This window comes from Serratia sp. CY43202, assembly GCF_052168755.1.
Taxonomy (GTDB): domain Bacteria; phylum Pseudomonadota; class Gammaproteobacteria; order Enterobacterales; family Enterobacteriaceae; genus Serratia; species Serratia bockelmannii.
Genome location: NZ_JBJNMB010000008.1, coordinates 180390 through 206474, shown reverse-complemented (window position 1 = coordinate 206474; position 26085 = coordinate 180390). Strand labels below are relative to the sequence as shown.

Genomic DNA, 26085 nt, shown 5'->3' with positions numbered 1-26085 from the left:
CCCTGCATCAGATTATTATATTATTTTTTAACTACGCGGCCGACGCGCCAAGGCAACACCCGCGCCAACCAAAGCGCCCATCGCGCCCCACAGAATCAGCCAGAATACCCGGCGTGGGCTGTCACGTTTTACCGGCTCTTCCGGCGTGCGCAAATAACGATAGGTCTGGAACTTCTCATCCAACGTCGGGCCAACGTTCAGCGTCGCCAGCATCGCGCGGTTCTGATCGTAATCCAGATCGTAGGTCGGGCCGGAGGCCTGCAGGCCTTCCAGACGTGCCTGCAGCATTGGCCGGCCCAGCAGGAACAGATCCGAATCCGGCAGTTGCTCGGCCGGAGTGTCGGTTTGCGTGCGGCTAATCCCCTGGCTTTCAGCGATTTTCAGCGCCTGCTGCGTGGTATTCAGCTCGCGCTTGTAAACCGACTCTGCCACCGCTTCCTGACGCTTGACCTGCGCCTTCATCGAGGTGGTGCGAGCGGCCCATGCCCCCTGGATCTCTTCGTTCAGGTGCAGAGCAGCACGGTGGCTGGCGAAAGCCACGTATTGACGCAGCAGGCGGTTGGCGTCCGCGGCGGTTTCCGCCGTCAGCTTCACGCCGTCGTTCGGGACTTTTTTGTCGTCACGCGGCGTGAACAGGATGTTGTTGATCAGCTCGTCGAGCAGTGCCGCATCGGCGCGGGCATCCCCTTCCTGACGTTGCTTGTAATAATCACTCTGCAGCCAGAAATCGCGACGCGTATCGTAAGCCGCCAGTTGCATGATGAACTCATTGTACGCTTCATCCGCGATGCTCGGCTGATCGCCCGCCGTCGCCGGCAACGTGCGCACATCCAGATTGCGCAGGAACTGTTGCTGGGAGTAGTAACCGCCCAGCGCATTCACCGTGGGTTTGTCGGTGATTGCGGTCGCGCTCCATTCTTGCTTAACCAGATAAGAGACGATCAGCGCGACCGCCGCGAACAGCACCGCAATGCCGATTATCCACGGTTTGCCGCGCCACAGGGTGCAGCACAGGCCGCGGATATCGAGTTCGTTATCCACCGCCGGGGTATGCTTGTCAGACGTTGTTTCTGGATTCATCACAGCCAAAAAGCCTCTGGTCTCTGGTTAAGGTACTTGCTTGTTATCGCCCGAACGCCGCAGCCGGCGCTTGATACGCTTAATGTACCGCGCAACCCGCCAGGCGCGCTTGATGCAGTAACCGTACAGGAAGAATGCAAGCAAGAATAATGCCAACATAACCCACTCAGGGATAAAAGTCAGGCGTTCGCCGATCACGCCCACCGCCGCCAGCAATGCGGCCGCCAGGGTGATCAATACGAAAGCCTGCCGTGGCGTAAAGCCGGCGCGCATGATCAGGTGGTGAATATGTTGACGATCGGGAGAGAAGGGGCTCATCCCCTTGCGTAAACGACGATACATGATTGCTATCATGTCCATCAGCGGAATAGCGATGATCCACAGCGCAGTCACCGGGTTAATCGAGTGTGCCTTGCCCTGCGAGCTTTGCAACAGCAGCCAAATGGCGGTAAAGCCGATCAGGGTACTGCCGGCATCCCCCATGAACACCTTATAACGGCGGCCGAGGATGCCGAGGTTGAGCAAAATATAGGGAACGATGGTGGCGATCATCGCAAAGCACCAGAACGCCATCTCATGGTGACCGCTCAGGTACAGCAACAGACCCAGCGCGCCGAAGGAAACGCATGACAGCCCACCCAGCAGGCCATCAATGCCATCGACCATGTTGAAGGCGTTGATCGCCGCCCATACCGCGAACAGCGTCACCAAATAGCCGAACGGCCCCAGCAACATCTCCCAGTCGCCCAGCACATGGCCGAAGCTGCGCAGATACAGACCGGCGAACACCATCATGGCGATGCCGACCAACGCCTGCACCAGGGCGCGGATCTTAACGCTGATGTCAAAACGATCGTCGAGCGCGCCCACAAACACCAGAATGCCGGCGCAGGTGAGGTAAAGCTTGGCGTGCGCGATAGGCTGTTCGGAGATCCAAAATGCGAAGCACAATCCGGCATAAACGGAAATACCGCCGACCAGAGGAATCAGCCCCTGATGGCGTTTGCGATAATTGGGTTTATCTACCAGACCAATACGTTTTGCCGCCTTGCGGGCAACAAAGAGAAAAGCCAAAGAAAACAGGAAAACAAATAGAATTTCAGTACTCATAGTGAGTAAGTTCACAGTTAACAGATCTCTGTAGAAGATAAGGCAGCTTACCACGGGCAATAGCTTGTGCCATCGGCCCCCGCCACCTTTCGGTCATTTCCTATGACAACGGTGATTCATGCCTATTTTCTTCGCATCGGCTGACAAAACGACAGCAGCAAAGCCGACCGACGCAACGCCGACCGACAAACAAGATGAATTCTCAATAAGTCGAGGAAACAACTTACTTTTCCATTACTGCTACTTATCGTATCCGCCAAAAGCGAAAAACGCCACGACTAGGCGTGGCGTTCAGCGAATTTTTTAACGAATTATGAGCGTTTCATCATATCGAAGAATTCATCGTTGGTTTTAGTCATCGCCAACTTATTAATGAGGAACTCCATCGCGTCAATCTCACCCATCGGGTGAATGATTTTGCGCAGGATCCACATTTTTTGCAGCTCTTCGGAGGTGGTGAGCAGCTCTTCTTTACGGGTACCGGAGCGGTTGTAATCGATCGCCGGGAATACGCGTTTCTCGGCGATTTTACGCGCCAAGTGCAATTCCATGTTGCCGGTACCTTTAAATTCTTCGTAGATCACTTCGTCCATCTTCGAACCGGTATCAACCAGCGCGGTCGCGATGATGGTCAGGCTGCCGCCCTCTTCCACGTTACGTGCCGCACCGAAGAAACGCTTCGGACGATGCAGGGCGTTGGCGTCCACACCACCGGTCAGCACCTTACCGGAAGCCGGTACCACGGTGTTGTAGGCACGCGCCAGACGGGTGATAGAGTCAAGCAGAATGATCACGTCTTTCTTGTGCTCAACCAGGCGTTTGGCCTTCTCGATTACCATTTCGGCCACTTGCACGTGGCGCGAAGCCGGTTCGTCGAAGGTCGATGCGATCACTTCACCTTTCACCAGGCGCTGCATCTCGGTCACTTCTTCCGGACGTTCGTCGATCAGCAGCACCATCAGCACGCAGTCTGGGTGATTGTAAGCGATACTCTGCGCAATGTTCTGCAGCAGCATGGTTTTACCGGCTTTCGGCGGTGCCACGATCAGGCCACGCTGGCCGCGGCCAATCGGGGCCGCCAGGTCCAGTACGCGCGCCGTCAGGTCTTCGGTCGAGCCGTTGCCGCGCTCCATCCGCAGACGGGAATTGGCGTGCAGCGGCGTCAAGTTCTCGAACAGGATCTTGCTGCGGGCGTTTTCCGGCTTGTCGTAGTTGACTTCGTTGACTTTCAACAGGGCAAAATAGCGCTCGCCTTCTTTTGGCGGACGAATCTTACCGGAAATGGTGTCACCTGTGCGGAGGTTGAAGCGGCGGATTTGGCTAGGGGATACATAGATGTCGTCGGGACCGGCGAGGTAGGAACTGTCTCCAGAGCGGAGGAAACCGAATCCATCCTGCAATATCTCGAGCACGCCGTCGCCGAAGATATCTTCTCCGCTTTTCGCATGTTGCTTCAGAATGGAGAAGATAATGTCCTGCTTGCGCATGCGGGCAAGGTTTTCCAGCCCCATATTTTCGCCGAGAGTAATCAGCTCAGAAACCGGCGTATTCTTTAATTCGGTAAGATTCATAGTGGTGGGTTCTTAAACTCGGGGTATGTCTCGAACTTGTATCGTGAATGGTATGGCAGCGAGATGCGTGCCTGTTTACTGGACGTTCGATCACCGGGCGCAGAGCCGTCGCGGTAAGAAATGGCTTACATCGGGCGCACACATTGACGGTTGAAGATCGAAGGTACCTTAAAAATGATTTTTGCAAAACCGTTTGATTGCCAAAACACGGGCTGAGTTCAGTTTACTTTCAACGCCAGTGGTTCGACACAGAGTATAGCTTTAGATTCAAACTCTTTAGATTTAAAACTTCGGGCAAGTTCTATATGCAGTGTGGTTAAACTTAACACGCTTCTTGGCAGGCGTCTAGCGGTGAATTGAACATCACCGCCAGGCACCTGATACTGGGCTTCCCGCCCGATTACAGATTCGCGTTCAGGAAATCTTTGAGCTGACCTTTAGACAACGCGCCAACCTTGGTCGCGGCCACTTCACCGTTCTTGAACAGCAACAGCGTAGGGATGCCACGGATACCGTACTTAGGCGCGGTAGCCGGGTTTTGATCGATATTCAGCTTGGTGATGGTCAGTTTGCCTTCGAACTCTTCGGCAATCTCATCCAGAATCGGAGCAATCATCTTGCACGGCCCACACCATTCAGCCCAGAAATCGACCAGGATCGGCCCTTCCGCATTCAGCACATCGGCTTCGAAGCTGCTGTCAGTCAGGTGAATAATTTTATCGCTCATGTTCTACTCCACAGGATTATGTCTACCTTGTTGGTGTAGCATTAACCAACTCAAGGTGATTTTATTGCACCGCGTTTATTTCAACGGATGTGCTTTCGTAAAGCAATAGTTAGCTGATATTCTACCACACTATGAGCAAAACACACTTGACCGAACAGAAGTTTTCCGACTTCGCCCTGCACCCGTTAGTCCTTGAAGCCCTTGAGAAAAAAGGGTTTCACAATTGCACGCCTATCCAGGCGTTAGCATTGCCGCTCACGCTCTCCGGGCGTGACGTTGCAGGTCAGGCGCAAACCGGTACCGGAAAGACGCTGGCGTTTTTGGCGTCTACTTTTCACTATTTGCTGACTCACCCGGCGAAACAGGATCGCCAGACCAATCAGCCGCGCGCCTTGATCATGGCGCCTACGCGTGAACTGGCGGTGCAAATCCACTCCGATGCTGAAGCGCTCTCCCAGAGCACCGGCCTCAAACTGGGCCTGGCCTACGGCGGCGACGGCTACGACAAACAGCTGAAAGTGCTGGAAAGCGGCGTGGACATTCTGATTGGCACCACCGGCCGTTTAATCGATTACACCAAGCAGAACTATGTCGATCTCGGCGCGATGCAGGTTGTCGTGCTGGATGAAGCCGATCGCATGTACGATCTTGGCTTTATCAAAGACATCCGTTGGCTGTTCCGCCGTATGCCTACGGCCGATCAACGCCTGAACATGCTGTTCTCCGCTACCCTGTCCTATCGCGTACGCGAATTGGCCTTCGAGCAGATGAACAACGCCGAATATGTTGAAGTGGAACCGGAACAGAAAACCGGCCACCGCATTAAAGAAGAGCTGTTCTACCCGTCCAACGAAGAAAAAATGCGTCTGCTGCAGACGCTGATCGAAGAAGAGTGGCCGGATCGCGCCATCATCTTCGCCAACACCAAGCACCGCTGCGAAGACATCTGGGGCCATCTGGCCGCCGACGGTCACCGCGTCGGCCTGCTGACCGGTGACGTGGCGCAGAAAAAACGCCTGCGCATCCTCGACGATTTCACCAAGGGCAACCTGGATATCCTGGTCGCCACCGACGTCGCCGCGCGCGGTCTGCACATTCCCGCCGTCACGCACGTCTTCAACTACGATCTGCCTGACGACTGCGAAGACTACGTGCACCGCATCGGCCGTACCGGCCGAGCAGGCGCCAGCGGCCACTCCATCAGCCTGGCGTGTGAAGAGTACGCGCTCAACCTGCCGGCGATCGAGACCTATATCGACCACAGCATTCCGGTGAGCAAGTACAACAGCGATGCGCTGCTGACCGATCTGCCGGCGCCGAAGCGCCTGTCGCGTCCGCGCGGCGGCAACGGCCCACGTCGCAACTCCGCGCCTCGTCGCGGCGGCGCGCCGCGCAGCAACCGTAAACGCCCGAGCTGATCGCCATGCTCAGCTCCAGCACGCTTTATGCTGCCATCGACCTCGGCTCCAACAGCTTCCACATGTTGGTGGTGCGCGAGGTGGCCGGCAGCATTCAGACTCTGGCGCGGATCAAGCGCAAGGTGCGCCTGGCGGCCGGGCTGGATCAGCACAATCACCTGTCGCATGAGGCCATGCAGCGCGGCTGGCAGTGTCTGCGGCTGTTCTCTGAACGCCTGCAGGACATTCCGCGCGAGCAGATCCGCGTCGTCGCCACCGCCACGCTGCGCCTGGCGTCCAACGCCGATGAGTTCCTGCAGGTCGCCGAGCAAATCCTCGGCTGCCCGGTGCAGGTGATCAGCGGCGAAGAAGAGGCACGGCTGATTTATCACGGCGTCGCGCACACCACCGGCGGGCCGGATCGGCGGCTGGTCGTCGACATCGGCGGCGGCAGCACCGAACTGGTCACCGGCACCGGCGCACAGGCATCGCAGCTGTATAGCCTGTCGATGGGCTGCGTTACCTGGCTGGAGCGCTACTTCAGCGACCGCAACCTCGGGCAAGAAAACTTCGAGCGCGCCGAACAGGCCGCGCGCGAAATGGTGCGGCCGATCGCACCGCAGCTGCGCCAGCAAGGTTGGCAGATCTGCGTCGGCGCTTCCGGCACCGTGCAAGCGCTGCAGGAGATCATGGTGGCGCAAGGCATGGATGAACGCATCACCCTGCCCAAGCTGCGCCAGTTGAAACAGCGTGCCATTCAGTGCGGCAAGCTGGAAGAGCTGGAGATCGAAGGGTTGACGCTGGAGCGCGCGCTGGTCTTCCCGAGCGGCCTGTCCATTCTGCTGGCCATTTTCCAGGAGCTCGGCATCGAGAGCATGATGCTGGCCGGCGGAGCGCTGCGTGAAGGCCTGGTTTACGGCATGCTGCATCTGCCGGTGGAGCAGGATATTCGCATCCGCACCATCCGCAACCTGCAGCGCCGTTACCTGATCGATACCGAGCAGGCCGAACGCGTGAGCCAGCTCGCCGCCAATTTCTCGCAGCAGGTCGCCAACGAATGGCAGTTGGACGCACGATGTCGCGAGCTATTGCACAGCGCCAGCCTGATTCACGAACTCGGCCTCAGCGTCGATTTCAAGCAGGCGCCGCAACACGCCGCCTACCTGATCCGCCATCTGGACTTACCCGGCTTTACCCCGGCGCAGAAAAAACTGCTGGCCACCCTGCTGCAAAACCAGAGCAACCCTCTCGACCTGTCGCTGTTGAACCAGCAAAACGCCCTGCCGCCGCGCACCGCGCAGCGTCTGTGCCGCATTTTGCGCCTGGCGATCATCTTCGCCAGCCGCCGCCGCGACGACACGCTGCCGGCGGTGCGTTTACGCGCCAATCAGGACGATGAACTGACGGTGATTTTGCCGCCGGGGTGGCTGGAACAGCATCCGCTGCGTGCCGAGGCGCTGGAGCAGGAAAGCCACTGGCAGAGCTACGTCCACTGGACGCTGCGGTTGGAAGAACAACGTTGAAATGACCAGGGCGCGATGAGCGCCCTGTCTTTTTAATTCCCGCCTTTGGCCTTGGCCAGCTGGGCGCGGATATTGGCCAGATGGCTCTGCCCTTTCTGCATTCGCTCCTGCGGGCTCACCACTTTGCGCTCGGTTTCCCACGCCAAATCGTCCTGCGGCAACTCCAGCAGGAAGCGGCTCGGCTCCGGCCGCACCAGCTCACCGTACTGACGGCGCTCGCGGCACAGGGTGAAGATCAGCTCTTTTTGCGCGCGGGTGATCCCCACATAGGCCAGACGCCGCTCTTCGTCGACATTGTCTTCGTCAATGCTGCTCTGGTGCGGCAGCAGGCCCTCTTCCATGCCCACCAGGAACACGTAAGGGAACTCCAGTCCCTTGGAGGCGTGCAGCGTCATCAGCTGTACCTGATCCAGTTCTTCTTCGCTTTCGCCGCGCTCCATCATGTCGCGCAGGGTGAAGCGCGTCACCACCTGGGTCAGCGTCATCGGCTCGTCCAAATCGTTGCCTTCCAGCATCTCCGTCATCCAACCGAACAGCGTGTTGACGTTCTTCATCCGCATTTCGGCGGCCTTCGGGCTGGTCGAGGTTTCAAACAGCCAGCTTTCATAATCCACGCCGCGGATCAGATCGCGCACCGCCGCCACCGGCTCACGTTCCGCCTGTTGAGCGATGCCGCCCAGCCAATGGGTGAAGCGCTGCAACGATTCCAGCCCGCGCCCGGTCAAGTGCTGGCTCAGCCCCAGATCGAAACTGGCGTGGAATAAACTCTTGTTGCGCTGGTTGGCCCATTCGCCGAGCTTCTGCAGCGTCGCCGGGCCGATCTCGCGCTTGGGGGTATTGACGATGCGCAGGAAGGCGCTGTCGTCCTCCGGGTTGGTCAGCACGCGCAGGTAGGCCAGCAGATCCTTGATCTCGGGGCGCGAGAAGAACGAGGTGCCGCCGGAAATCTTGTACGGAATGCGGTTCTGCATCAGCATCTTTTCAAACACCCGCGACTGGTGGTTGCCGCGGTACAGGATCGCATAGTCGCCGTAGTTGGTCTTTTTCACGAAGTGGTGGGCGATCAGCTCCCCCACCACCCGCTCGGCTTCGTGCTCCTCGTTGTTGGCAGTCACCACTTTCAGCTCTTCACCATACCCCAGCTCGGAAAACAGCCGTTTTTCAAACACGTGCGGGTTATTGGCGATCAGGATATTGGCCGCCTTCAGAATGCGCTCGCTGGAACGGTAGTTTTGCTCCAGTTTGATCACCTGCAGCGCCGGGAAATCCTCCTTCAGCAGCACCAGGTTCTGCGGCCGCGCGCCGCGCCAGGAGTAGATCGACTGGTCATCGTCACCCACCACGGTAAAGCGCGCGCGGTTGCCCACTAACAGCTTCACCAGCTCGTACTGGCTGGTGTTGGTATCCTGGTATTCATCCACCAGCAGGTAGCGGATGCGCTGCTGCCAGCGTTCGCGCACCTCTTCGTTGCGTTGCAACAGCAGCGTAGGCAACAGGATCAGGTCGTCGAAGTCCAGCACGTTGCACGCCCGCATATGGGCGTGGTACAGGCCGTAGCAGTGGGCGAACAGCTTGTCGCGCTCCGAGCGCGCCAGCTCCGCCGCCCGCTGGGGATCGATCAGGTCGTTTTTCCAGTTGGAGATGGTCGAAATCAGCTGCGCCACCAGCGTTTTATCGCTTTCCAGCCACTTTTCGGTCAGCTCTTTCAACAGCGCCAGCTGATCCTGGTCGTCGAACAGCGAGAAGTTGGATTTCATCCCCAACGCCACGTATTCCCGCTTGATGATCTCCAGCCCCAGGGTATGGAAGGTGGAAATCATCAGCCCGCGCGCCTCTTTGCGCCCCAGGGTTTGCGACACGCGCTCTTTCATCTCGCGCGCGGCCTTGTTGGTAAAGGTCACGGCGGCGATGTGCCGCGCCTGGTAGCCGCAGTGGTGGATCAGGTGGGCTATCTTGTTGGTGATAACGCGCGTCTTGCCGGAACCGGCACCGGCCAACACCAGGCAGGGCCCGGTAACGAATTCGACGGCTTGTTGTTGGCTGGGGTTTAATCGCATGGTGCTGGCTTGCTCGGCTGTAAAACGTGGAAGGGAATTGTAGCAGAAAGCGCCGACGAGATTTAGCGGGTATAATCAGCGCAATTTTCGCATCGACAAAGGCAATACCATGGCAAAAACGGCGTGCGCCCTGCACATTCTGGTAGACAATGAAAAGCTGGCCAACGAGCTGCTGGCCAAGCTGAAGCGCGGCGTCAGCTTCGACACGCTGGCGCGCAAATACTCGAGCTGCCCGTCAAAACGCAACGGCGGCTCGCTGGGCGAGTTCAACAAAGGCGCGATGGTGCCGGCGTTCGATAAAGCGGTGTTCAGCATCCCGCTGCTCAAACCTTACGGCCCGGTCAAAACCCAGTTCGGTTACCACATCATCAAGGTGCTGTACCGCAACTGAGGGGGCCTGAGCCCCCCTGCGGCGAATTACTGCGCGCTGGCGTCCGTCGCCGGCGCTGCCACCGCGGCGTCGGCCGGCTTGGCTTCTTCCGTCACCACCGCCGGCGCCGGCATCATGATGCCGTCATAGGTTTCCTGCAGCTGCTTCATGCTCATTTCCGGCTCGCCCTTCGGCTGCATCAGCACTAGCGTCGCCTCCTGAGAAAGCTGCAGCTTCAGCGCCTGATTCAGCGTCTCCAGCGTCAGGCTGGACAGGAACTCCTGGCGCAGTTTCTGATACAGCTCCGGCGCGATATCCACCACCCCGCTCTGTTGCGAGCGCAGACGCTGGCTCATCAGCACATCGGTGTCGGTACGGGCGTAGGTCGCGAACAGCTTGCTCAGCTGATCGTTTTTCTGCGCCAGCAGCGCATCGAATTCTTCTTTCGACAGGCCGTTGTCACGCACGTTGGCCAGCTCGCGGGCAATAAAGCCCAGGCTGCCGTTCAGATTGTTGTTCGGCGTATCCAGATGAATGGCGCACTGCCCTCGTTGATACTGCACGCGGCAGTCAAAGCCCAGATGCAGGCTCTTCTGTTCGCTTTTTTCCAGCGTCTGCTGGAGATGCCAGAACAGCGCCTCGCGGGCGAGATCGCCACGCCAGTAACGAAGCAGGCTCTGCGAATCGCGAATCGGGTGCCACGGCGAATCCCACATGATCGACAGCGTATCCTGTTTCACCTGCTCGCTGATCAGACTCACCGGCTGCTGCGGCAGGGGTGTCAGCGTCGGCATCGGGGCCGGGGTTTCACGTTTGCCTTGCAGCGGCGAGAACGCCTTGTTGATCTGCTCGCCCAGGCTGCGGCTGTCAACCTTGCCGACCACGAACAGCGTCATGGCATCCGGGGTATACCACTGTTGGTAGAATTTCTTCAGCTGCTCGAGGTTGACCGGCCGTTTTGCCGGCTGCGCCGGATCGTGCGCCAGCAGCGTCGAGCCTTTCAGGCGGTAACGCCACCAGACGTCTTGGGTATTAGGCGGGAAAGTGCCGACCGGATTGATGCTGGAATTCATCACCGCATGCACCGTATGCTCGTCGATCGCCAATTTGCCGGTGGTATCCGCCAGCCAGGCCAGCGCTTCTTTCAGCAGGTCGGGCCGGTTGTTCGGCAGGCTGAGGTTATACATGGTGAAATCATACGAGATGATAGCCGGCGGCAGCGGCCGCTCGTTGTCCACGCTCTGCTGCCACAGGGCGCGCAGCTGCGGGGCCGTGAAGCTTTCGCTACGCGCCAACGCCAGCCGCGGCAGCAGATGAGCAAAGCCGGTCTGCTGCGAAGACTCCACCAAAGAGCCGGTATTGACGATCAACCGCAGTTCAACGCGGTCACTCGGCCGCTGCGGCGTATCGAGAATCTGCCATGAAAACCCGTTGGCCAACGCCCCCTGCTGCCAGGCAGGGTCGGGTTGTAGTGCTTCAGCCTGCACGCTGCTACTGGCTGCAGCCAATAGCAACCCACCAACTATAAGATGAATTCTGGTGCCCTGCATGTGAACCCCTACTTAATGACTATCCAATTTCTTATGCAAATGCGTGTATTCCATTCAATGGAATCATAAAAATACGCCCTGAGTTTCACGGTGGGGCGGAAAGCAGAAAGTGTACCACCGTGTTAGACCGCGCGCCTTTGCGGATGTCACTCATTAGAGTGAAAAATAATGGATTGCGGGGTTTTTAATGCAAAAAATCGTTACGAGGCAGGGGGAAGAACCTCACCGGCCGCGGATGCGGCCGGTGATTTACCGCCGATATCAGGCGGAAGGCAGCGTTTTGTCCGCGCCGGTGTTTTTGTTGTTCAGCGTGTCTTTCAGCTGTTTTTCATCCAGCTGGTTACACCATTTTGCCACCACCACGGTCGCCACCCCGTTGCCCACCAAGTTGGTCAACGCACGGGCTTCCGACATGAAGCGGTCGATGCCGAGGATCAGCGCCAGGCCGGCCAGCGGCAGGTGGCCGACGGCGGAGATGGTGGCGGCCAACACGATAAAGCCGCTGCCGGTGACACCCGCCGCCCCTTTGGAGGAGAGCAGCAGCACCACCAGCAGGGTAATCTGATGCATGATGTCCATGTGGGTATTGGTCGCCTGCGCGATAAACACCGCGGCCATGGTCAGGTAGATAGAGGTGCCGTCCAGGTTGAAGGAGTACCCGGTCGGAATAACCAGACCCACCACTGATTTCTTGCAGCCCAGCTTCTCCATTTTATCCAGCATGCGCGGCAGCGCGGATTCGGACGACGAGGTCCCCAGCACGATCAGCAGCTCTTCTTTGATGTAGTTGACGAATTTGAAGATGCTGAAGCCGTTGGCGCGGGCGATGCTGCCCAACACCACCACCACGAACAGGATGCAGGTGATATAGAAGCACACGATCAGTTGGCCGAGTTGCACCAGGGTGCCGACACCGTATTTACCGATGGTAAACGCCATAGCGCCGAAGGCCCCCAGCGGCGCCAGGCGCATGATCATGTTGATGATGCCGAAAATCACCCGCGAGAAGCTGTCGATCACGTTGTAGATCAGCTGCCCTTTGTCGCCCAGACGATGCAGGGCGAAGCCGAACAGTACCGCGAACAGCAGCACCTGAAGAATGTTGCCGCTGGCGAACGCGCCGATCACGCTGCCGGGGATGATGTCCAGCAGGAACGGAATGATGCCCTGCTGCTGTGCCTGCTCGGCGTAGACCGCCACCGCCTTGGCGTCCAGCGTGCCGGGATCGACGTTCATGCCGGCGCCCGGTTGCACCAGGTTGACGATCACCAGACCGATAATCAGCGCGATGGTGCTGACGATTTCAAAATACAGCAGCGCGATGGCGCCGGTGCGCCCCACCGCCTTCATGCTTTCCATGCCGGCGATGCCGGTCACCACGGTGCAGAAGATCACCGGTGCGATGATCATCTTGATCAGTTTGACGAAGCCATCGCCCAGAGGTTTCATCTCGGCGCCGAGGTCAGGGTAGAAATGGCCAAGCAGGATACCCAGCGTGATCGCCGTCAGTACCTGAAAATAGAGGCTCTTAAAGATCGTTGTTTTCATATGAACATCCTATGGGGGGAAGACACGCACCAGGCAGCAGTCTAAAAATCCAGCCTGTTCATTGCTTGCGCGGAAAATAACACCCACTTAACAACATGGAAATAATTTGTTGCACCCGCCCCTGCGGGTTGATGTGAATTTAAGAGCTGAAACGCGTCAGTCGAGGTGCAAAGCTGAAAATTGCGTAAGCCTTTGTTTGCACTAACGCAAAAGAGGTATATGAAGAATGGCGATTTTCGGACGGGGAAAAGTACCTGAAAGGTCACGCGGCGCTCACGGCGCCGCGCGGCAAAACTCGGCTTCGAACGCTTCGCGCGGCAGCGGCCGGGCGAACAGGAATCCTTGCCCGCTGCGAATGCCGTGCTGCAGCAGCCAGTCGCGCTGCCCGGCGTTTTCCACGCCTTCGGCCATCACCGGTAACGCCAGCACTTCGGAGATCGAACTGACGATACGCGCCATCGCATCGTCGGCCGGCAGCCCCTGAATGAAGCTGCGGTCGATTTTGATCAAATCTATCGGCAGGGATTTCAACCGGTTCAGGTACTCCAGGCTGGAGTAGCCCATGCCGAAGTCATCTAGCGCGATAGACAATCCCAGATCGTGCAGCTCACGCAGCAGCGCCAGCGCGTGGTCGAGATCGTCGATGCGTACCGTCTCGGTGATCTCCAGCAGCAGCTTGCGCGGATCGATCCGATACTGCGCCAGCAGGTTTTTCAGATGCGGAACAAACGCCTCATGTTGCATCTGAATCCCGGAAACGTTGACCGCCAGCGGCAGCGCAATGCCGCGTTGCTGCCAGTCCGCCAGGATGCGGCAGGACTCTTCCAACACCCAGTTGCCGAGAGGCACGATCACACCCAGCTCTTCCGCCAGCGGGATAACGTCGGCCGGCAGGGTATAGCTGCCGTCATACTGCTGCCAACGCAGCAGCGCTTCGGCGCCGATCACCTCGTTGGACTGCATGTCGATCTGCGGCTGCAGGAACAGCGTGAAATGCCGCTGCTCGATGCCGTGCAAGATCTCGCTCTCCTGGGTCAACCGCTTCTGCGTGCGTTCCGTCAGGCTGGGCTCGAAGAACAGGATCTGATTTTTTCCTTCGCGGTGCGCGGACATCATCGCCGAGGTGGCGCTGCGCAGCAGCTGTTCCGCACTCTCCCCCTGATTGAGGTAGTGCGCGATGCCGATACTGGCGTTGGGCCGCAGCGCCAAACCTTCCAGCGTCAACGGCGCGTTGATCTCCGCCATGATACGCCGCGCCAGCTGCATGGCGTGGAACGGCCGCTCGATGCCCTTGGCCAGAATGGCGAATTCGGTATTGCTCAGCTGTGCCAGCACGCCGTTTTCGTCGATGCAGCCGCGCAGCTTCTTCGCCAACGCCAGCAGCAACGCTTCACGCATCGCCGGGCTCATCACGCCAGACGCTTCATGCAGCGTCTCGATGCCGATCACCAACAGGTTAAAACGCTCGGGGCGCAGGCTGGAGGCGATATGCTGTTCCAGCAACGCGTTCAGCAACGCCGGATTTGGCAATTCGGTCACCGGGTGGCGGGTGCTCAGGCGGCTCATGTCGGCATGCGCCTTGGCCAACGTCTGTTGATTGCGGTTGTAGTTGCGCACCAGCAGGCCGAGCTCGTCGTCCTGGTGCAGCGCCGGCAGCATCAGTTGGTGATAGGGCGCTTCGTCCTGCGAGATGTTCTCCAGCTCTTTGGCCATCGCGCGCAGCGGGTGCACCATCAACCGGTTCATGCACCAGGTGATGGCCACCGACAGGATCAGCGCCAGCAGCAGGTAGGTCGACAGCATGGTCGACAAAATGCTGAGGATAAACTGGTACATGCGGAACGAATCGGCCTGCAGCACCAGATAGGCCAGCGGCTGCTGGTTGGCCGGCACCCGTTCCAGCGAATAGAGCGGCACGGAAATTTGGATAGGCAGTTCAAACAGCCGGGCGATCAGCGTCGGCACCGGCCGCTCCGGCGGGAAATTGGCGTGCAGCGCCTGAAACTCGTTCGGCAAGACGATATCCGCCCGGCTGAGAATGCCGACCGGCAACAGGGTGTTCAGCACCCTTTTGGCTTCCGGCACGTCCATCCGCAGCACCGCTTCCGCCAGCGGCTGGCGCACGGAGTGAGCGATATTCTCCAGTTGCTGGGCGTAGTCATCCCTGCGCTGCTGCACAAAGTGGAATAACTGGATCACGATAAAGATGCAGATCGTGACCAGCGCCACGCCGGACACTGTCGCCATCTGCTTAATCGTTAACGAACGCCTGACCCGCAAACCTGCTCTCCGTGAAATCGGGCTAAAACAAAAAGGGGGCTGACTCTCACCCGCCCCCTCGAACCGGGCTGAGTATACTCGATCATCGGCTGTTTTTATCTGGCTATGCCGCAGGCAAAACCAAGAAAATCGCGGGTTTCAGTCTTTTCCTAAAGCGAACAAACACGACCCGGACACAGGGTAACAAAACTCCCCGGCGTCCGACACTCCGAATCTTTCCCCTTCCGACTACTTAAAGTCGGCGTAAGGCGTCAGCGGCTGCGGCGGCAAATCGAGATCCCCCTGCCAGCCGGCCAGGGAATAGCGCAGATAAATCAACGCGTGGCTCGGCGTATAGTCCTTCGCCTGTTGAATGTCGATGCCGGCGCCGAGCGTCCAGTGCGAACTGAGACGGCGTTCGACGATTGCCCGCAGGGTATAACCGACGCCGCTTGAGGAGCTGCCGTCCTCGACGGCGAACTTATCGGGCAACGAATCCGGGATCAGCCCCTGCAGTGGATAACGGCGCTGGCTGTCGGTTTTGGAATGGGACAGCGAAACCGAACCGCCCAGCTCCCACGACCAGTTCTCGGTGCGCTGACGGTAGTTGACCGGCAGCGACAGAGACAGATATTGCTGCGGGCTGTAATAGCCGCCCTGCCCCAGCGAATAACCACTCAAATCCTTCTGGTAATGCCACAGCATGGTATTGAGCCCGACGCTCAGGCGGCGATTGTCTTCGTTGATCAGCTTGTAGTAGTAACCGGCCATCAACCGCTGCCGCTGGTTGTCCGCCACATTCTTGCCGGTAATCTGGTGCGCGCTGAGATCGGCCCACACGCCGTTCGCCTCGCCGCGATCGTAGCTGGCGCTCAGGCTGACGCCGGTGGCGCGCACGCCGCCCCAGGTGGTACCGGTGTTCGGATCTTTGGCACCGCCGAACGCCAGCAGCGAGCTGGAGATCGGCCGCCGCGAGGCCGCCAGCGTCCAACCGATGTGGTTCCAGTCGCCGCTGTAGGCCAGGCCGCCGGTCCAGTCGACCACCTCAAAGCCCATCGGCGTCGTGCCGATATCGGCGGCCCAGCGATCGTTTTTCCAGCCGGCCGCCACGCTGGTGCCGGTGGTTTTCTGGTGTTCATCGCCGCGGCACCCTTGCGTGTTGCAGGTGCCGAAGGTTTCGTAGTATTTGCCGCTGCCGTCGGTCGAGAAGCGGCCGGCATCCAGCTGCACGGTGTCAGTGCGCAAGAAGGCGCGCCCGTCATACAGCGACATGTCCACCTGCAGCATGGTGTCGTGCGCGTTGAAATCGGAAATGCCGCCGGTGCCGCTCGAGCGCCAGTAATCGTGATCGAGCGTGACGTTCACGTCTTGCTGTCGATACAGATCCGCGGCGTCGGAGCGAATGCCGCGTTTCAGCCAGTCGTCGCCCGCGTTATTGCGCGTCAAATAGGTGTAGCTGTCATTATCCTGCGGCAGCGTCGGCGTGATGCCGCCGGCCACCATCGCCTGCCGGAAATCCTGCTGCGCCCGCTCAGGCTGTTGCTGAGCCCGCTCCAGACGGGCGGCGTCACGGTAGATCAGCGCCTTGGTCTGCCCGACGGGTTCTGAAGCCGCCGCCGTTTTCAGCCGGCCGAAGAGCGCGTCGGCCTGCTGCGCATCGCCGACCACACTCCAGGCGTTGGCAACCCGCCGTTGGCTGTTGAGCGAAGCGTCTTGCGGCTGCGGTTCGGTTTTCAGCCGCTGGCGCGCCGCGTCAAGATCTCCCTGCGCCACATAGGCTTCGATCTCGCCCAGCTGCGCATCCGGATTGTTCGGTTCACGGCGTTTCACCCGCTGATAGTCGTCCAGCGCCGCCGCATACTCCCCGCGCGCCAGCGCCCAGTCGGCGAGCAGCAAATCGATGCGGGTGTCCGCCGGCTGCCGGCGCAAATAGGCTTCCGCCGCCGGTTCGTCACCGGCCGCCCGCAGCCGTTCGGCCTGTTCGATTATCGCCTGCATTTTCAGCCGCTGCGCCAGTTCGCGCATATTGTCGTTCCACTGCGCCGCCGGCAGCGTATTGAGCTGCGCCAGCGCCTGCCTGTCGCGATCGCTGCCGGAAAGATAGAGCGCATAGGCGTAGGTCAGCTGCGGATTGGCGTGCTGGCGCTGCGCCAGCTGCCGGAACAGAGCGTCCGCCTGCTGCGGCTGCCCGGCCTGACGCAGCGCCTGCGCGTAGCGATAGGTCAGCCAGACATCGTCGGGATCCATCGCCTGGGCGCGGCGATAAATTTCCACCGCCTGTTGCCACTGTTGCTGCTGCGCCAGCGTCTCCGCCTGCTGTTTCAACATGTCGAGCCGCAGCCCGTCGAAGGTGCTGCGCAGCTTGGCCTGTTGGCTGCGCGGCAGGCCGCTGAGGTAGGCCAGCGCGTTTTCCGGCGACTGCCGTTGATAGATATTCACCAGGCCGCGCAGCGCGCTGCCGTTGCCGGGATCGCGTCGCAGCGCCTGCTGATAAAACCCTTCCGCCGCGGCGTCATCCTTGCTCGCCACCGCCACATCGCCCAGGCCGATAAACGCATCGCCGTCGCTGTCGTCGAGCTGGCGCGCCTGCTGATATTTCTGCCGTGCCAGCGCGAGATTGCCGGCCTTGAGCGCTTTGTCGCCCTCGTCGATCGCCAGCCAGTAGCCGGTGCTCTTGATCAGGCTCTGCCATTTGCCGCTGCCGTAGCCATTCTTGTCGGCCGCCAGCGCCTGGCGAAACAGCTTCAGCGCCTGCGGGCGGTCACCGGCGCGTGAATAGGCCTGGCCGAGCGCGCCCAGCACCTCGGCGTCGTTCGGCGTCGCCGCCAACGCCTTTTGCAACTCAGGAATGGCCGCCCGGCTGCCGCCTTTATCCACCTGTGCCAGGCCGCGCACCCGCGCCTGATAAGCCGGATCGGCCAACAGTTTCTGCTGTCTGGCCAGCTCTTCACGGGCGCGGGTCGCCTGATCGCCGGTGTCGAACACGCCGAGGAAACGGTTGAGCGCCGCCACGCTTTGCGCGCTGACCGGCATCGCTTTGACCTTGTCCAGCCACAGATCGGCGGCATCGCCGCGCCCGGCCGGATCGGCGGCGATCTTCTGCAGCAGTTCATAGGCCTGCGCGTCCTGATTCTGACTGAACAGCATGCGTGCCAGCGACATGCGCAGCGCCACGTTGCCGGAATATTGCTGGTCCAGCGCCTGCAACTGCTTTAACGCCTTCGCCTCCTGCCCCGGCAAACGCGCCACCAGCCGCCAATACTCCACCGCCAGATCGAGCGTCGGCGGCTCGCCGTGGAACAGCGCATCGTACTGCGCCTTGGCCTCCGGCAGCCGGCCAGCGGTCGCCATCAGGCGGGCCTGCTGCAGCTTTTGCCGGGTTTCCGGCTGGGTCAGCAGCATGTTCATTTGCGCCTGGCGATAGGCGCTGGACTGCGGCGCGAGAGTTTTCAGCTTGTCCAACTGCTGTTGCGCCAGCGCCATGTTGCCCTGCCGCAGCGCCAAACGCATACGCGCGGCGATCACGTCCGGGTTATTCGGATCCATCAGCTCGAGCCGGTACAGCGACTGGCGCACCAGATCGTCCTTGTTGCCGGCCTCGCCAATGCGCACCTGCTCCAGCAGCCACTGCTCCGGGGCCACGGCCTCCGCGGCGCGCGCCTGCGGCAGCATCGCCAGGCTCAGCGGAATCAAATTCAGCCAGTTTATTTTGAAGTTGTGCATTGGCCGTCCCACGAGGGTTGCAATTCACCCTGACGATTAAAGCGATAACGTTGTTGATCCCACCCCTGACCGAACAGCGTCAGCGAGGCGCTGAAATAAGCGTCGTCACCCGGCGGATGTTCGCTGATGCGTTGCCGCTGTGTCGCCAGCGCCTCGGCCTGCGTCGCCAACATCGGCAGCATTGAGGCGGAAAAGCCGACCGGGCCGTCACCGGTGGTTTTGCCGCTGGCGGTATCGGTTTTCTCCGGCGGCACACCCTGTTTGGCGGTGAGCTGCGCCATCGGCTGGAAGCGTGCGAGCAGCGCCGCCTTATGCTCATCGTCGTCCGCCAGCATGCCGGCCCACAGATAGACCCGAATCGCGTCGTAGCTGCCGACGTTCGGCTTGACGGTATCCGGCTGCCAGCCGGTGCCGACTCGCCACACCACCCAGTCCGGTGAGAAGCCGTGCGGCGCGCTGTCCAGCCACAGCCGCTGATTGACCTGGCGCATCGCGCGCCACGGGCCGTTCAGCGCCGCAAAACGCGCCAGCAGCTGCGGCGGCAGGTAGCTGGGGTTCAGCCGCCAGCGATCTTCCGCCACAAACCCGACTTTGCCCGGCAGCAACATCAGGCCCAGGCCGGGGATGTCGGCCACTTCCTCGCGGCCGATGCGTTGCAGCAGCAGCGTTCCCAGGGTTTGATAACGCCGGCTTTTCCACAGGCGGCCGGCTTCGAGCAGGTTATAAGCGATCCACAGATCGGCATCTGACGCCGAGTTGGCGTCCAGCACCTTCCACTGCTTGTCGTCGCTCTCGCCCCACAGCCAGGCGGGCAAACGGGCGCTGAGATCGCCCGCCGCCAGGTTGTTCTCCGTCCAGGCCAACAGCCGATCGAAGGTCGGCCGGTCGTTGGCCACCAGAGCGAAGAACAGGCCGTAACTCTGTCCCTCGGAGGTGGTGATCTTGTTCGGACTGCTCGGATCGATCACCCGCCCCTGCGGGCTGATGTAGAACTGCTTGTACTGTTGCCAGCCCGGCCACTCGCAGGCCGCCGCCGCGCTGAACGCGCACAGCAGCAGCATGCCGAGCGACAGGCGTTGCAGCATCGCGCTCACCGCCGTCAATCCCGATCTTCAGGCGCCAGACGACGCCGGCTGAAGGCCTTCAGGCCGCGCCACAGTATCAGCCCCAGGATCACCACCAGCACCACCGCGATCACCGCCAGCAGTACCGGATGGGTGGAGAGGGCATACCACAGCCGCTCCCACCACGGCAGGTGGCCGACATAGTAAATATCGCCGACGCGCAGGCTGTTGACCCCCGATTCGCGGATCACCGCCACCGAACCAAACACCGCGGCGCGCTTGCCGCTGTCCAGCAGGGCATTGTTGAGCAGCTCATAGCCGCGCGGGCTGTCCGCCAACAGCGCCACGATGCTGCGTTGGTCGTTGAACGGCGACTGTACGCCGATGATCGCCGACATTGCGCCCTCGGAGCTGACGGTGGTCTTGCTGTCCGGCTTGGTGTCCTCTGCCAGCACTTCCGCACTCGGCAGCGGCGGCTGCCGCGTCGGCTGTTTCACCCAGCTTTGGGTCGCGTCCACCAGCAGACTGATTTTCTTGTCGTCGCGCAGCGCCTGAGGAATGGTGCCGACCATCAGGATGTCGTCGTCGCGATCCTTGGCCTGCGACCAGTCGTCGCTCAGCGTGAAGGCCAGCGCCGGATAACCGGTTTGCGCGCCGATCACGCCCAGCGAGTTCAGCAGCGCGCTGACCTGCGCCGGCTGCGGTTTCTGGTTCACCAACACCAGCGTTTGCGACAGATCCGCCAGGCGGCTGAACGGGAAACCGGCGTTGGCGAAAGCGCGCAGGTCCGGCATCGCCATAAAGTGGCGGTAGCCGGAGAAATCGATGGTGGACGCACCGTCGATCACCGCGTGGTTTTGCGTGAAGGAGTAGGTTTCGCAGCGCCCTTCCGCGCCGCTGGCCAGCAGCGTGGTGTAATCGAAGTCAAAGCGCAGCTGGTTGGTAGCCCCCAGCCGCAGCGCCGGGATATTGACGTTCTTGTCGGAGTCGAGCAGCCCCTGCGTCAACGGCAGGCGCAGCAGCTGTGCGCCCTGTTCGTGTTCCGGCACCAGCGAGTAAGCCTGCACGAACTGGTTGTTCAGGCTGACGCTCAGCCGCGAACCGTCCTGAATGCGCGGCGCGGTATAACGGTATTTCAGGTGCATGTCGATGCCGGTGCTGCGGATCAGGAACAGATCCGGCGGCAGGTTCATGGTCAGCGAGATCGGGCCGGGCTCGATGCCGCTGGTTTGCAGCTGTTCGGCGTATTGCTGCAGCTCAGCGAAGGTCATCGGCCGATCGGTGCGCACCCAGTTCGGCGCGTCGTAAGGCTGGCGCGGCGCGAGCTGCTCCACCTTGTCCACCGTCACGTTCTGGCCACGGAACAGGATGTTGCCCTGCGCGATGCCCTTCACCGCGGTGATCAAATCGTTGTCGTCACGCCCCTGAATCAGCAGCAGTTTGACGTACGGATTGTCGGGGTGGCTGATCATCTCCACCGTCGGGCCGTTGACCGCCGGATAATCGCGCAGGAAATCCGGACGCTGCTGGTTGGTGGCGAACACCACCGCGTGCTGCGCCGGCAGCGCGTTGTACAGCGTCGGGAAAGATTGCCCGCGCCACTGCGCCTTGCTGCCGAACCAGGAGGCCAGAATGCCCGCCGCGCGCTGCTGGGCCAGATCCGGCTGGCCGGCGAACACCATCGGCAGCGTCAGCGGCCGATTATCGCGGCTGTCGAAGAACGGCTCAGGGAAGTGCGACAGCTCATTTTTCACCGGCAGCGTCTGGAAACGCAGCTTCAGCGCGCTGGATTTGCTGACATCGAGCCACAGCGAGGTGCTGGCCGGGTTTTCGCAGATGTTCTGATAATGGCCGACGAACACCAGCCTTACGCGGTTAAAATCGGTGATATAGCGCGGATCGATCGCCATCTGGATGCGATTGGGCTTACCCAGCTGCTCCTTGGCGATCGTGGTCACCCCCATTAGCTCGTCGTTCAGGTAGACCTTGACGTGCGACTCCACCGGGATCAGCGCCGGCGACGGCGTGAACTCCATATCGAGCATCGCCTGCGAGACCACCTCATCGCTGCGCACGCCGAATTCGATCTGCCCGTCGGGCCGGGTGCCGCGCAGAACAAAGGTGCCCGGCGGCGGCGCTATCTGCGCAAACGGCAGCGACACGTCGCGCACCGGCGCATTCGGATCCTGCGGCGCGGCGGCCGGCGGTGGCGCGGTCGCCGTATCGGCCGCCGCGGCGATCGGCGGCTGGGCCGCCACGGTCGGCGCGGTGGCGGTTTCGGCCTGCGACAGGGTGCTGATGCCTAAGGCCAGAGCAGTTAACCAGGTTATTTTTCTCGTCATCGTATCATCATCAATGTTGGAGCCTGTTCACCGGGCGAGTGAGCGGGCGGTTGAACTCGCAGCTAACCCACTGTTTCTTGTTGACCCAAGGTCGGATCCCTGCCGACGCCGCGCGGAATAAACGACACGACCCAGGCGGTCAGCGACGTGACCCCGACCAGCAAACCGCGCACCAGCGGCGGCGCGTAGTCCGCCATGCGCACATAGCCCCGGAAGCCCAGCGCCAGCACGTCGCGCAGGCTTTCGATCGGCCGGTCTTCAGGGAACCCGTCCTGCCACAGCGCCCAGGTATCGGCGCGGGCGAAGGTGCACTGAATGAAATCGATGTGTTCACGGGTAGAGAGACTGACCAGACGCACCCCCACCTTGTTGCCGAAGGCGCGCGTCACCACGCAGGGGAAGCTGTACTCCTGCTGGCCACGCTTGAGCAGCAGCGAGGCTTTGTCGCCGTCTTTCAACGCGTTTTCCACTCGCATCTCAATGCCCACGCCGCCGTCGGAGTAATCGCGCAGCGTGCAGGGGTAGAGGTGGCCGTCGGCACGCGCGATCGCCGCCGGCATGGCGATCTCCACGCGGTGCGCCTGACGCACCTGCTTGGCCTCTACCGCCACCGCCACCGCGCCGCCGAGAATGGTCATGTTGTACAGCACCCACACCAGGCTGATGATCACCGTCATCACCTCGTCCGTCGGGCCATAGGCCAGCCGCCAGGCGCCGAACGCCAGCCCGGCCAGGTTAAGGATCACCAGGAACATATAAGGGCGGGTGATCACCCAGTCTACGTGCTCCTCCTCCACCAGCCCGCCCTTGGCAGTGACGTTGAATTTGCCCTTGTGCGGATTGAACAGCGCCACCGTGGTCGGCCGCGCGATATACCAGGCCAGCACCGTTTCATAGATTTCGCTCCAGAACGAATGGCGGTATTTCCCCTGGATACGCGAGTTGGTCAGGCTGGCGTGGATCATGTGTGGCAGCACATAAAGCGCGATCGCCAGCGCCGGCGCGAAGATGATGTAGGCATGCAGCAGCAAAAACGCCAGCGGTGCGGTGAGGAAGATCAGCCGCGGAATGCCCGACAGGAAGTGCAGCATGGCGTTGGCGTAGCACAGGCGCTGCGCCAGTTTCAGCCCCTTGCCCAGCAGCGGGTTGTCGAGCCGGAAGATCTGCACCATGCCGCGCGCCCAGCGAATGCGCTGGCCGATGTGCGCCGACAGGCTTTCGGTCGCCAGCCCGGCAGCCTGCGGAATGCGGATATAAGCCGAGGTATGCCCGCGCCGGTGCAAACGCAGCGAGGTGTGGGCGTCTTCGGTGACGGTTTCCACCGCGATGCCGCCGATCTCGTCCAGCGCGCTGCGGCGCAAGATGGCACAAGAGCCGCAGAAGAAGGTGGCGTCCCACATGTCGTTGCCGTCCTGCACCAGCCCGTAGAACAAGGTGCCCTCGTTGGGCGTCTGGCGGAAACGCCCCAGGTTGCGCTCGAACGGATCCGGCGAGAAGAAGTGGTGCGGGGTCTGCAGCATCGCCAGCTTTTTGTCTTTGAAGAACCAGCCCATGGTCAGCTGCAGGAAAGAGCGCGTCGGCACGTGGTCGCAGTCGAAAATCGCCACGAACTCGCCGGTGGCCTGCTTCAACGCGTTGTTGATGTTGCCGGCCTTGGCATGTTCGTGGGTCGGCCTGGCGATGTATTTCACCCCCACTTCGGCGGCGAACGCACGGAATTCGGGGCGATTACCGTCATCAAGGATATAGATATTCACCTTTTCCTTCGGCCAGTCGATGCCCAGCGCCGCATAGACGGTCGGCTTCACCACCCCGAGGTCCTCATTGTAAGTCGGCACCATCAAATCGATGGTTGGCCAGGTCGCGCTGTCAGCGGGCAACGGCACCGGCTGGCGATTAAGCGGCCAGATAGTCTGGAAATAGCCCAGCACCAGCACCACCCAGGCGTAGGTTTCCGCCACCAACAGCAACAGGCCGCACACCAGGCTAAGTGGATCGTCCCAGTTCAGCGTGGCGGTATAGCGCCACCACAGGTAACGGCAGGAGACGGTCAGCGACAGCACGATCAGCATCAGCGCAGGCAAGCGCCCCGGCACCCGGCGCACCACCATCGCGATCCCCCACAGCAGCACGACGAACACGAATTGCGCCGACAGATCGAACGGTTGCGAGATGCACAGCATGGCGAGGATCGCCGCCAGCACGCCGACCAGAATAAACAGCGCGCGTCGCATGCCGCGGTTCATGCGGCCGAGGCGCTCTACCGAACGCTGTTCCACGCCGGCGTTTTTCAGCCGCTGCGGCAGGCCCTGCAGCCAATCGGCGTAGCGCTGCTGCAGCCGACGCCACCCAGCGAAATAGTCACGCTGCACTGGCGCGCGGCCGCTGCGGAACAGCAGTAGCCACAGGCCCTGCAGCAGATAGCGCAGCGCATCCGCCGGGCGTGGGCGTTCGGCGGACAGATGCGGGAACCAGTAAGCGCGGCCGGTACGCACACGCTGCCAGGCCGGTGATTCAAAGCGCAGCAGCATCCACCCCAGCGCCACCAGCAACGTGGCAAAAAACGCGGTCAGCGCCGACGCGCCGTTGCGGCGATAGCCGCGGTAGCGCGCCTGCACCGCCTGACGCACCGGCGGCACCAGCAGCAGGCTCAGCACCCGGCTCATGGCGCAACACCCCGTTTGAGGTTGATCAGGCACCAGTTGGCCAGCGTCAGCACTTCATCCGCCGCCAGACTCTCGGGGCGGTACTCGCCCAGCGGCTGTTTGACCGCCAGCGCTTCCGCCAGCGCTTCATCGCGGTGGATCACCACCGGCAACAGACCGCTCAGGGTTTGCAGCCACAGCTGATGCAAATCCTGCTGCAGCTGGCTGGCGGAGGAGTAGTGATTGACCAGGAACCGGCAGTCGTTCGGCAGCGTCTGCTGATGGAGCCGTACCTGACAGTTGGCGTCGGGGTTCAACAGCATGAACACGCTGTCGGCTAGCTGCAGCGCTTGCTGCGCCAGAGCGCCGTCCCCGATCGGAACATCCAATAGGATCCAGCGCTGCGGATCGCCGGCGCTCAGTTGGCGCAGGTTGTCGCGCCAGCGTTCGGGCAGCTGCTGACACTGACGCTGCACTTCCAGCCGTTCCGCCGCATTCAGGCGGCCAAACGGCAGAAAATCGAGGTTTTCACAATAACGCAGCGCGCCTTCCTGCCAACCGCCGCCGTCCTGCTCCGCGCGGGCCCAGCCGCGTGCCAGTTCGAACGGCGTGTTGAAATGCAAGCGCAGCAGATTATCCGGCGTGAAATCGATCGCCAACACCGACTCACCCAGCTGCTGCAACGCCCAGGCGAGCGCCGCCGTGACCGACGTCGTCCCCATCCCACCCCGCAGCCCTTGCAGCGCGATCACCGGCATAGATCAATGGCTCCCCACAGTCTGCGCCAATTCGGCCAACAGTGACCAGCGCGTCATCATGTGCGTTAGCCGCTCCTGCCGCGAAATATCGACATAGCTTAATTTCGGCAATGAAAAAGCCTGGCTGAGCGCCTGCAGGTCATCCTGGCTCTCCCCAGGCGCCGCTGCACGAAAATGGGTAGGTGCGTTATTCATTCTTCCGCCTTGGCGAAAATAGGCTATGTTAATTAACTATAGCAACGATACAAAAAGAGACAGTCAATAAGATGATTCTCAACAAATATTGCCGAATAGCGTCGGATATTTGTTATTGCCAGAGTAAAAATGGCTATCTTTAAATATAAACGCCTTTAGTCGGCTT

The 26085-nt window shown here is 60.8% G+C and carries 17 protein-coding genes; 3 read left to right on the top strand and 14 right to left on the bottom strand.

Translation table 11 applies throughout. The features are described from left to right. Positions 1-27 precede the first annotated feature (27 nt). The 4 genes from wzzE to trxA all read right to left on the bottom strand — a co-directional run bounded on the left by wzzE (position 28) and on the right by trxA (position 4488). Positions 28-1080: an ECA polysaccharide chain length modulation protein gene (wzzE, locus tag ACJ8J5_RS18095; RefSeq protein WP_033631474.1), complete on the bottom strand. Its 1053-nt coding sequence runs from the start codon at positions 1078-1080 to the stop codon at positions 28-30. A 27-nt stretch (positions 1081-1107) separates the two neighbouring features. Beyond that, positions 1108-2205 carry a UDP-N-acetylglucosamine--undecaprenyl-phosphate N-acetylglucosaminephosphotransferase gene (wecA, locus tag ACJ8J5_RS18090; protein ID WP_025304855.1) on the bottom strand — a complete coding sequence of 366 codons (1098 nt, stop codon included), beginning with the start codon at positions 2203-2205 and terminating at the stop codon, positions 1108-1110. 296 nt (positions 2206-2501) lie between these two features. Then, positions 2502-3761: a transcription termination factor Rho gene (rho, locus tag ACJ8J5_RS18085; protein ID WP_004934188.1), complete on the bottom strand. Its 1260-nt coding sequence runs from the start codon at positions 3759-3761 to the stop codon at positions 2502-2504. Between the two features lie 400 nt (positions 3762-4161). Next, on the bottom strand, positions 4162-4488 hold the full coding sequence (trxA, locus tag ACJ8J5_RS18080; RefSeq protein ID WP_025304854.1) for a thioredoxin TrxA: 327 nt from the start codon (positions 4486-4488) through the stop codon (positions 4162-4164). Between the two features lie 131 nt (positions 4489-4619). On the opposite strand from trxA, the gene rhlB reads away from it, so the two are divergent. Then, positions 4620-5906, top strand: coding sequence for an ATP-dependent RNA helicase RhlB (rhlB, locus tag ACJ8J5_RS18075; RefSeq protein WP_025304853.1), 1287 nt, complete (start codon positions 4620-4622; stop codon positions 5904-5906). A 5-nt stretch (positions 5907-5911) separates the two neighbouring features. Then, entirely contained in the window at positions 5912-7408 is a 1497-nt protein-coding gene (ppx, locus tag ACJ8J5_RS18070; RefSeq protein WP_173890254.1) for an exopolyphosphatase, read from the top strand. A 32-nt stretch (positions 7409-7440) separates the two neighbouring features. Here the strand turns inward: ppx and rep are convergent, their stop codons facing one another. Next, positions 7441-9465, bottom strand: a complete 2025-nt coding sequence (rep, locus tag ACJ8J5_RS18065; RefSeq protein WP_043142264.1) for a DNA helicase Rep — start codon at positions 9463-9465, stop codon at positions 7441-7443. 109 nt (positions 9466-9574) lie between these two features. On the opposite strand from rep, the gene ppiC reads away from it, so the two are divergent. Next, a complete protein-coding gene (gene ppiC, locus ACJ8J5_RS18060; protein WP_004934175.1) occupies positions 9575-9856 on the top strand; it encodes a peptidylprolyl isomerase PpiC in 282 nt (93 codons plus the stop codon). Positions 9857-9882: 26 nt separating this feature from the next. Here ppiC and ACJ8J5_RS18055 read toward each other — a convergent pair whose 3' ends face one another. From ACJ8J5_RS18055 to bcsR, 9 genes are all read right to left on the bottom strand, one after another. Then, a complete protein-coding gene (locus tag ACJ8J5_RS18055; protein WP_025304850.1) occupies positions 9883-11385 on the bottom strand; it encodes a M16 family metallopeptidase in 1503 nt (500 codons plus the stop codon). Positions 11386-11646: 261 nt separating this feature from the next. Continuing rightward, a complete protein-coding gene (locus tag ACJ8J5_RS18050) occupies positions 11647-12933 on the bottom strand; it encodes a dicarboxylate/amino acid:cation symporter (RefSeq protein ID WP_016929514.1) in 1287 nt (428 codons plus the stop codon). A gap of 273 nt (positions 12934-13206) precedes the next feature. Further along, positions 13207-15213 (bottom strand): biofilm formation regulator HmsP, encoded by a 2007-nt coding sequence (gene hmsP / locus ACJ8J5_RS18045; RefSeq protein ID WP_025304849.1) that lies wholly within the window; start codon positions 15211-15213, stop codon positions 13207-13209. A 228-nt stretch (positions 15214-15441) separates the two neighbouring features. Next, positions 15442-18915 (bottom strand): cellulose synthase complex outer membrane protein BcsC, encoded by a 3474-nt coding sequence (gene bcsC / locus ACJ8J5_RS18040; RefSeq protein ID WP_414104999.1) that lies wholly within the window; start codon positions 18913-18915, stop codon positions 15442-15444. Continuing rightward, positions 18897-20009 carry a cellulose synthase complex periplasmic endoglucanase BcsZ gene (gene bcsZ, locus ACJ8J5_RS18035; protein WP_025304847.1) on the bottom strand — a complete coding sequence of 371 codons (1113 nt, stop codon included), beginning with the start codon at positions 20007-20009 and terminating at the stop codon, positions 18897-18899. Before bcsZ ends, bcsC begins: the two co-directional genes overlap by 19 nt. Before the next feature lie 5 nt (positions 20010-20014). Beyond that, complete coding sequence (bcsB, locus tag ACJ8J5_RS18030; RefSeq protein WP_414104998.1) at positions 20015-22321, bottom strand: cellulose biosynthesis cyclic di-GMP-binding regulatory protein BcsB; 2307 nt, start codon at positions 22319-22321, stop codon at positions 20015-20017. 62 nt (positions 22322-22383) lie between these two features. Continuing rightward, positions 22384-24987, bottom strand: a complete 2604-nt coding sequence (bcsA, locus tag ACJ8J5_RS18025) for a UDP-forming cellulose synthase catalytic subunit (protein WP_060434820.1) — start codon at positions 24985-24987, stop codon at positions 22384-22386. Continuing rightward, positions 24984-25724, bottom strand: coding sequence for a cellulose biosynthesis protein BcsQ (gene bcsQ / locus ACJ8J5_RS18020; RefSeq protein ID WP_025304844.1), 741 nt, complete (start codon positions 25722-25724; stop codon positions 24984-24986). The genes bcsA and bcsQ overlap by 4 nt, the downstream gene beginning before the upstream one ends. Before the next feature lie 3 nt (positions 25725-25727). Continuing rightward, the gene (gene bcsR / locus ACJ8J5_RS18015; RefSeq protein WP_043142275.1) at positions 25728-25919 is read right to left on the bottom strand and encodes a cellulose biosynthesis protein BcsR; all 192 of its coding nucleotides are present in this window, start codon (positions 25917-25919) and stop codon (positions 25728-25730) included. Positions 25920-26085: the final 166 nt, after the last annotated feature.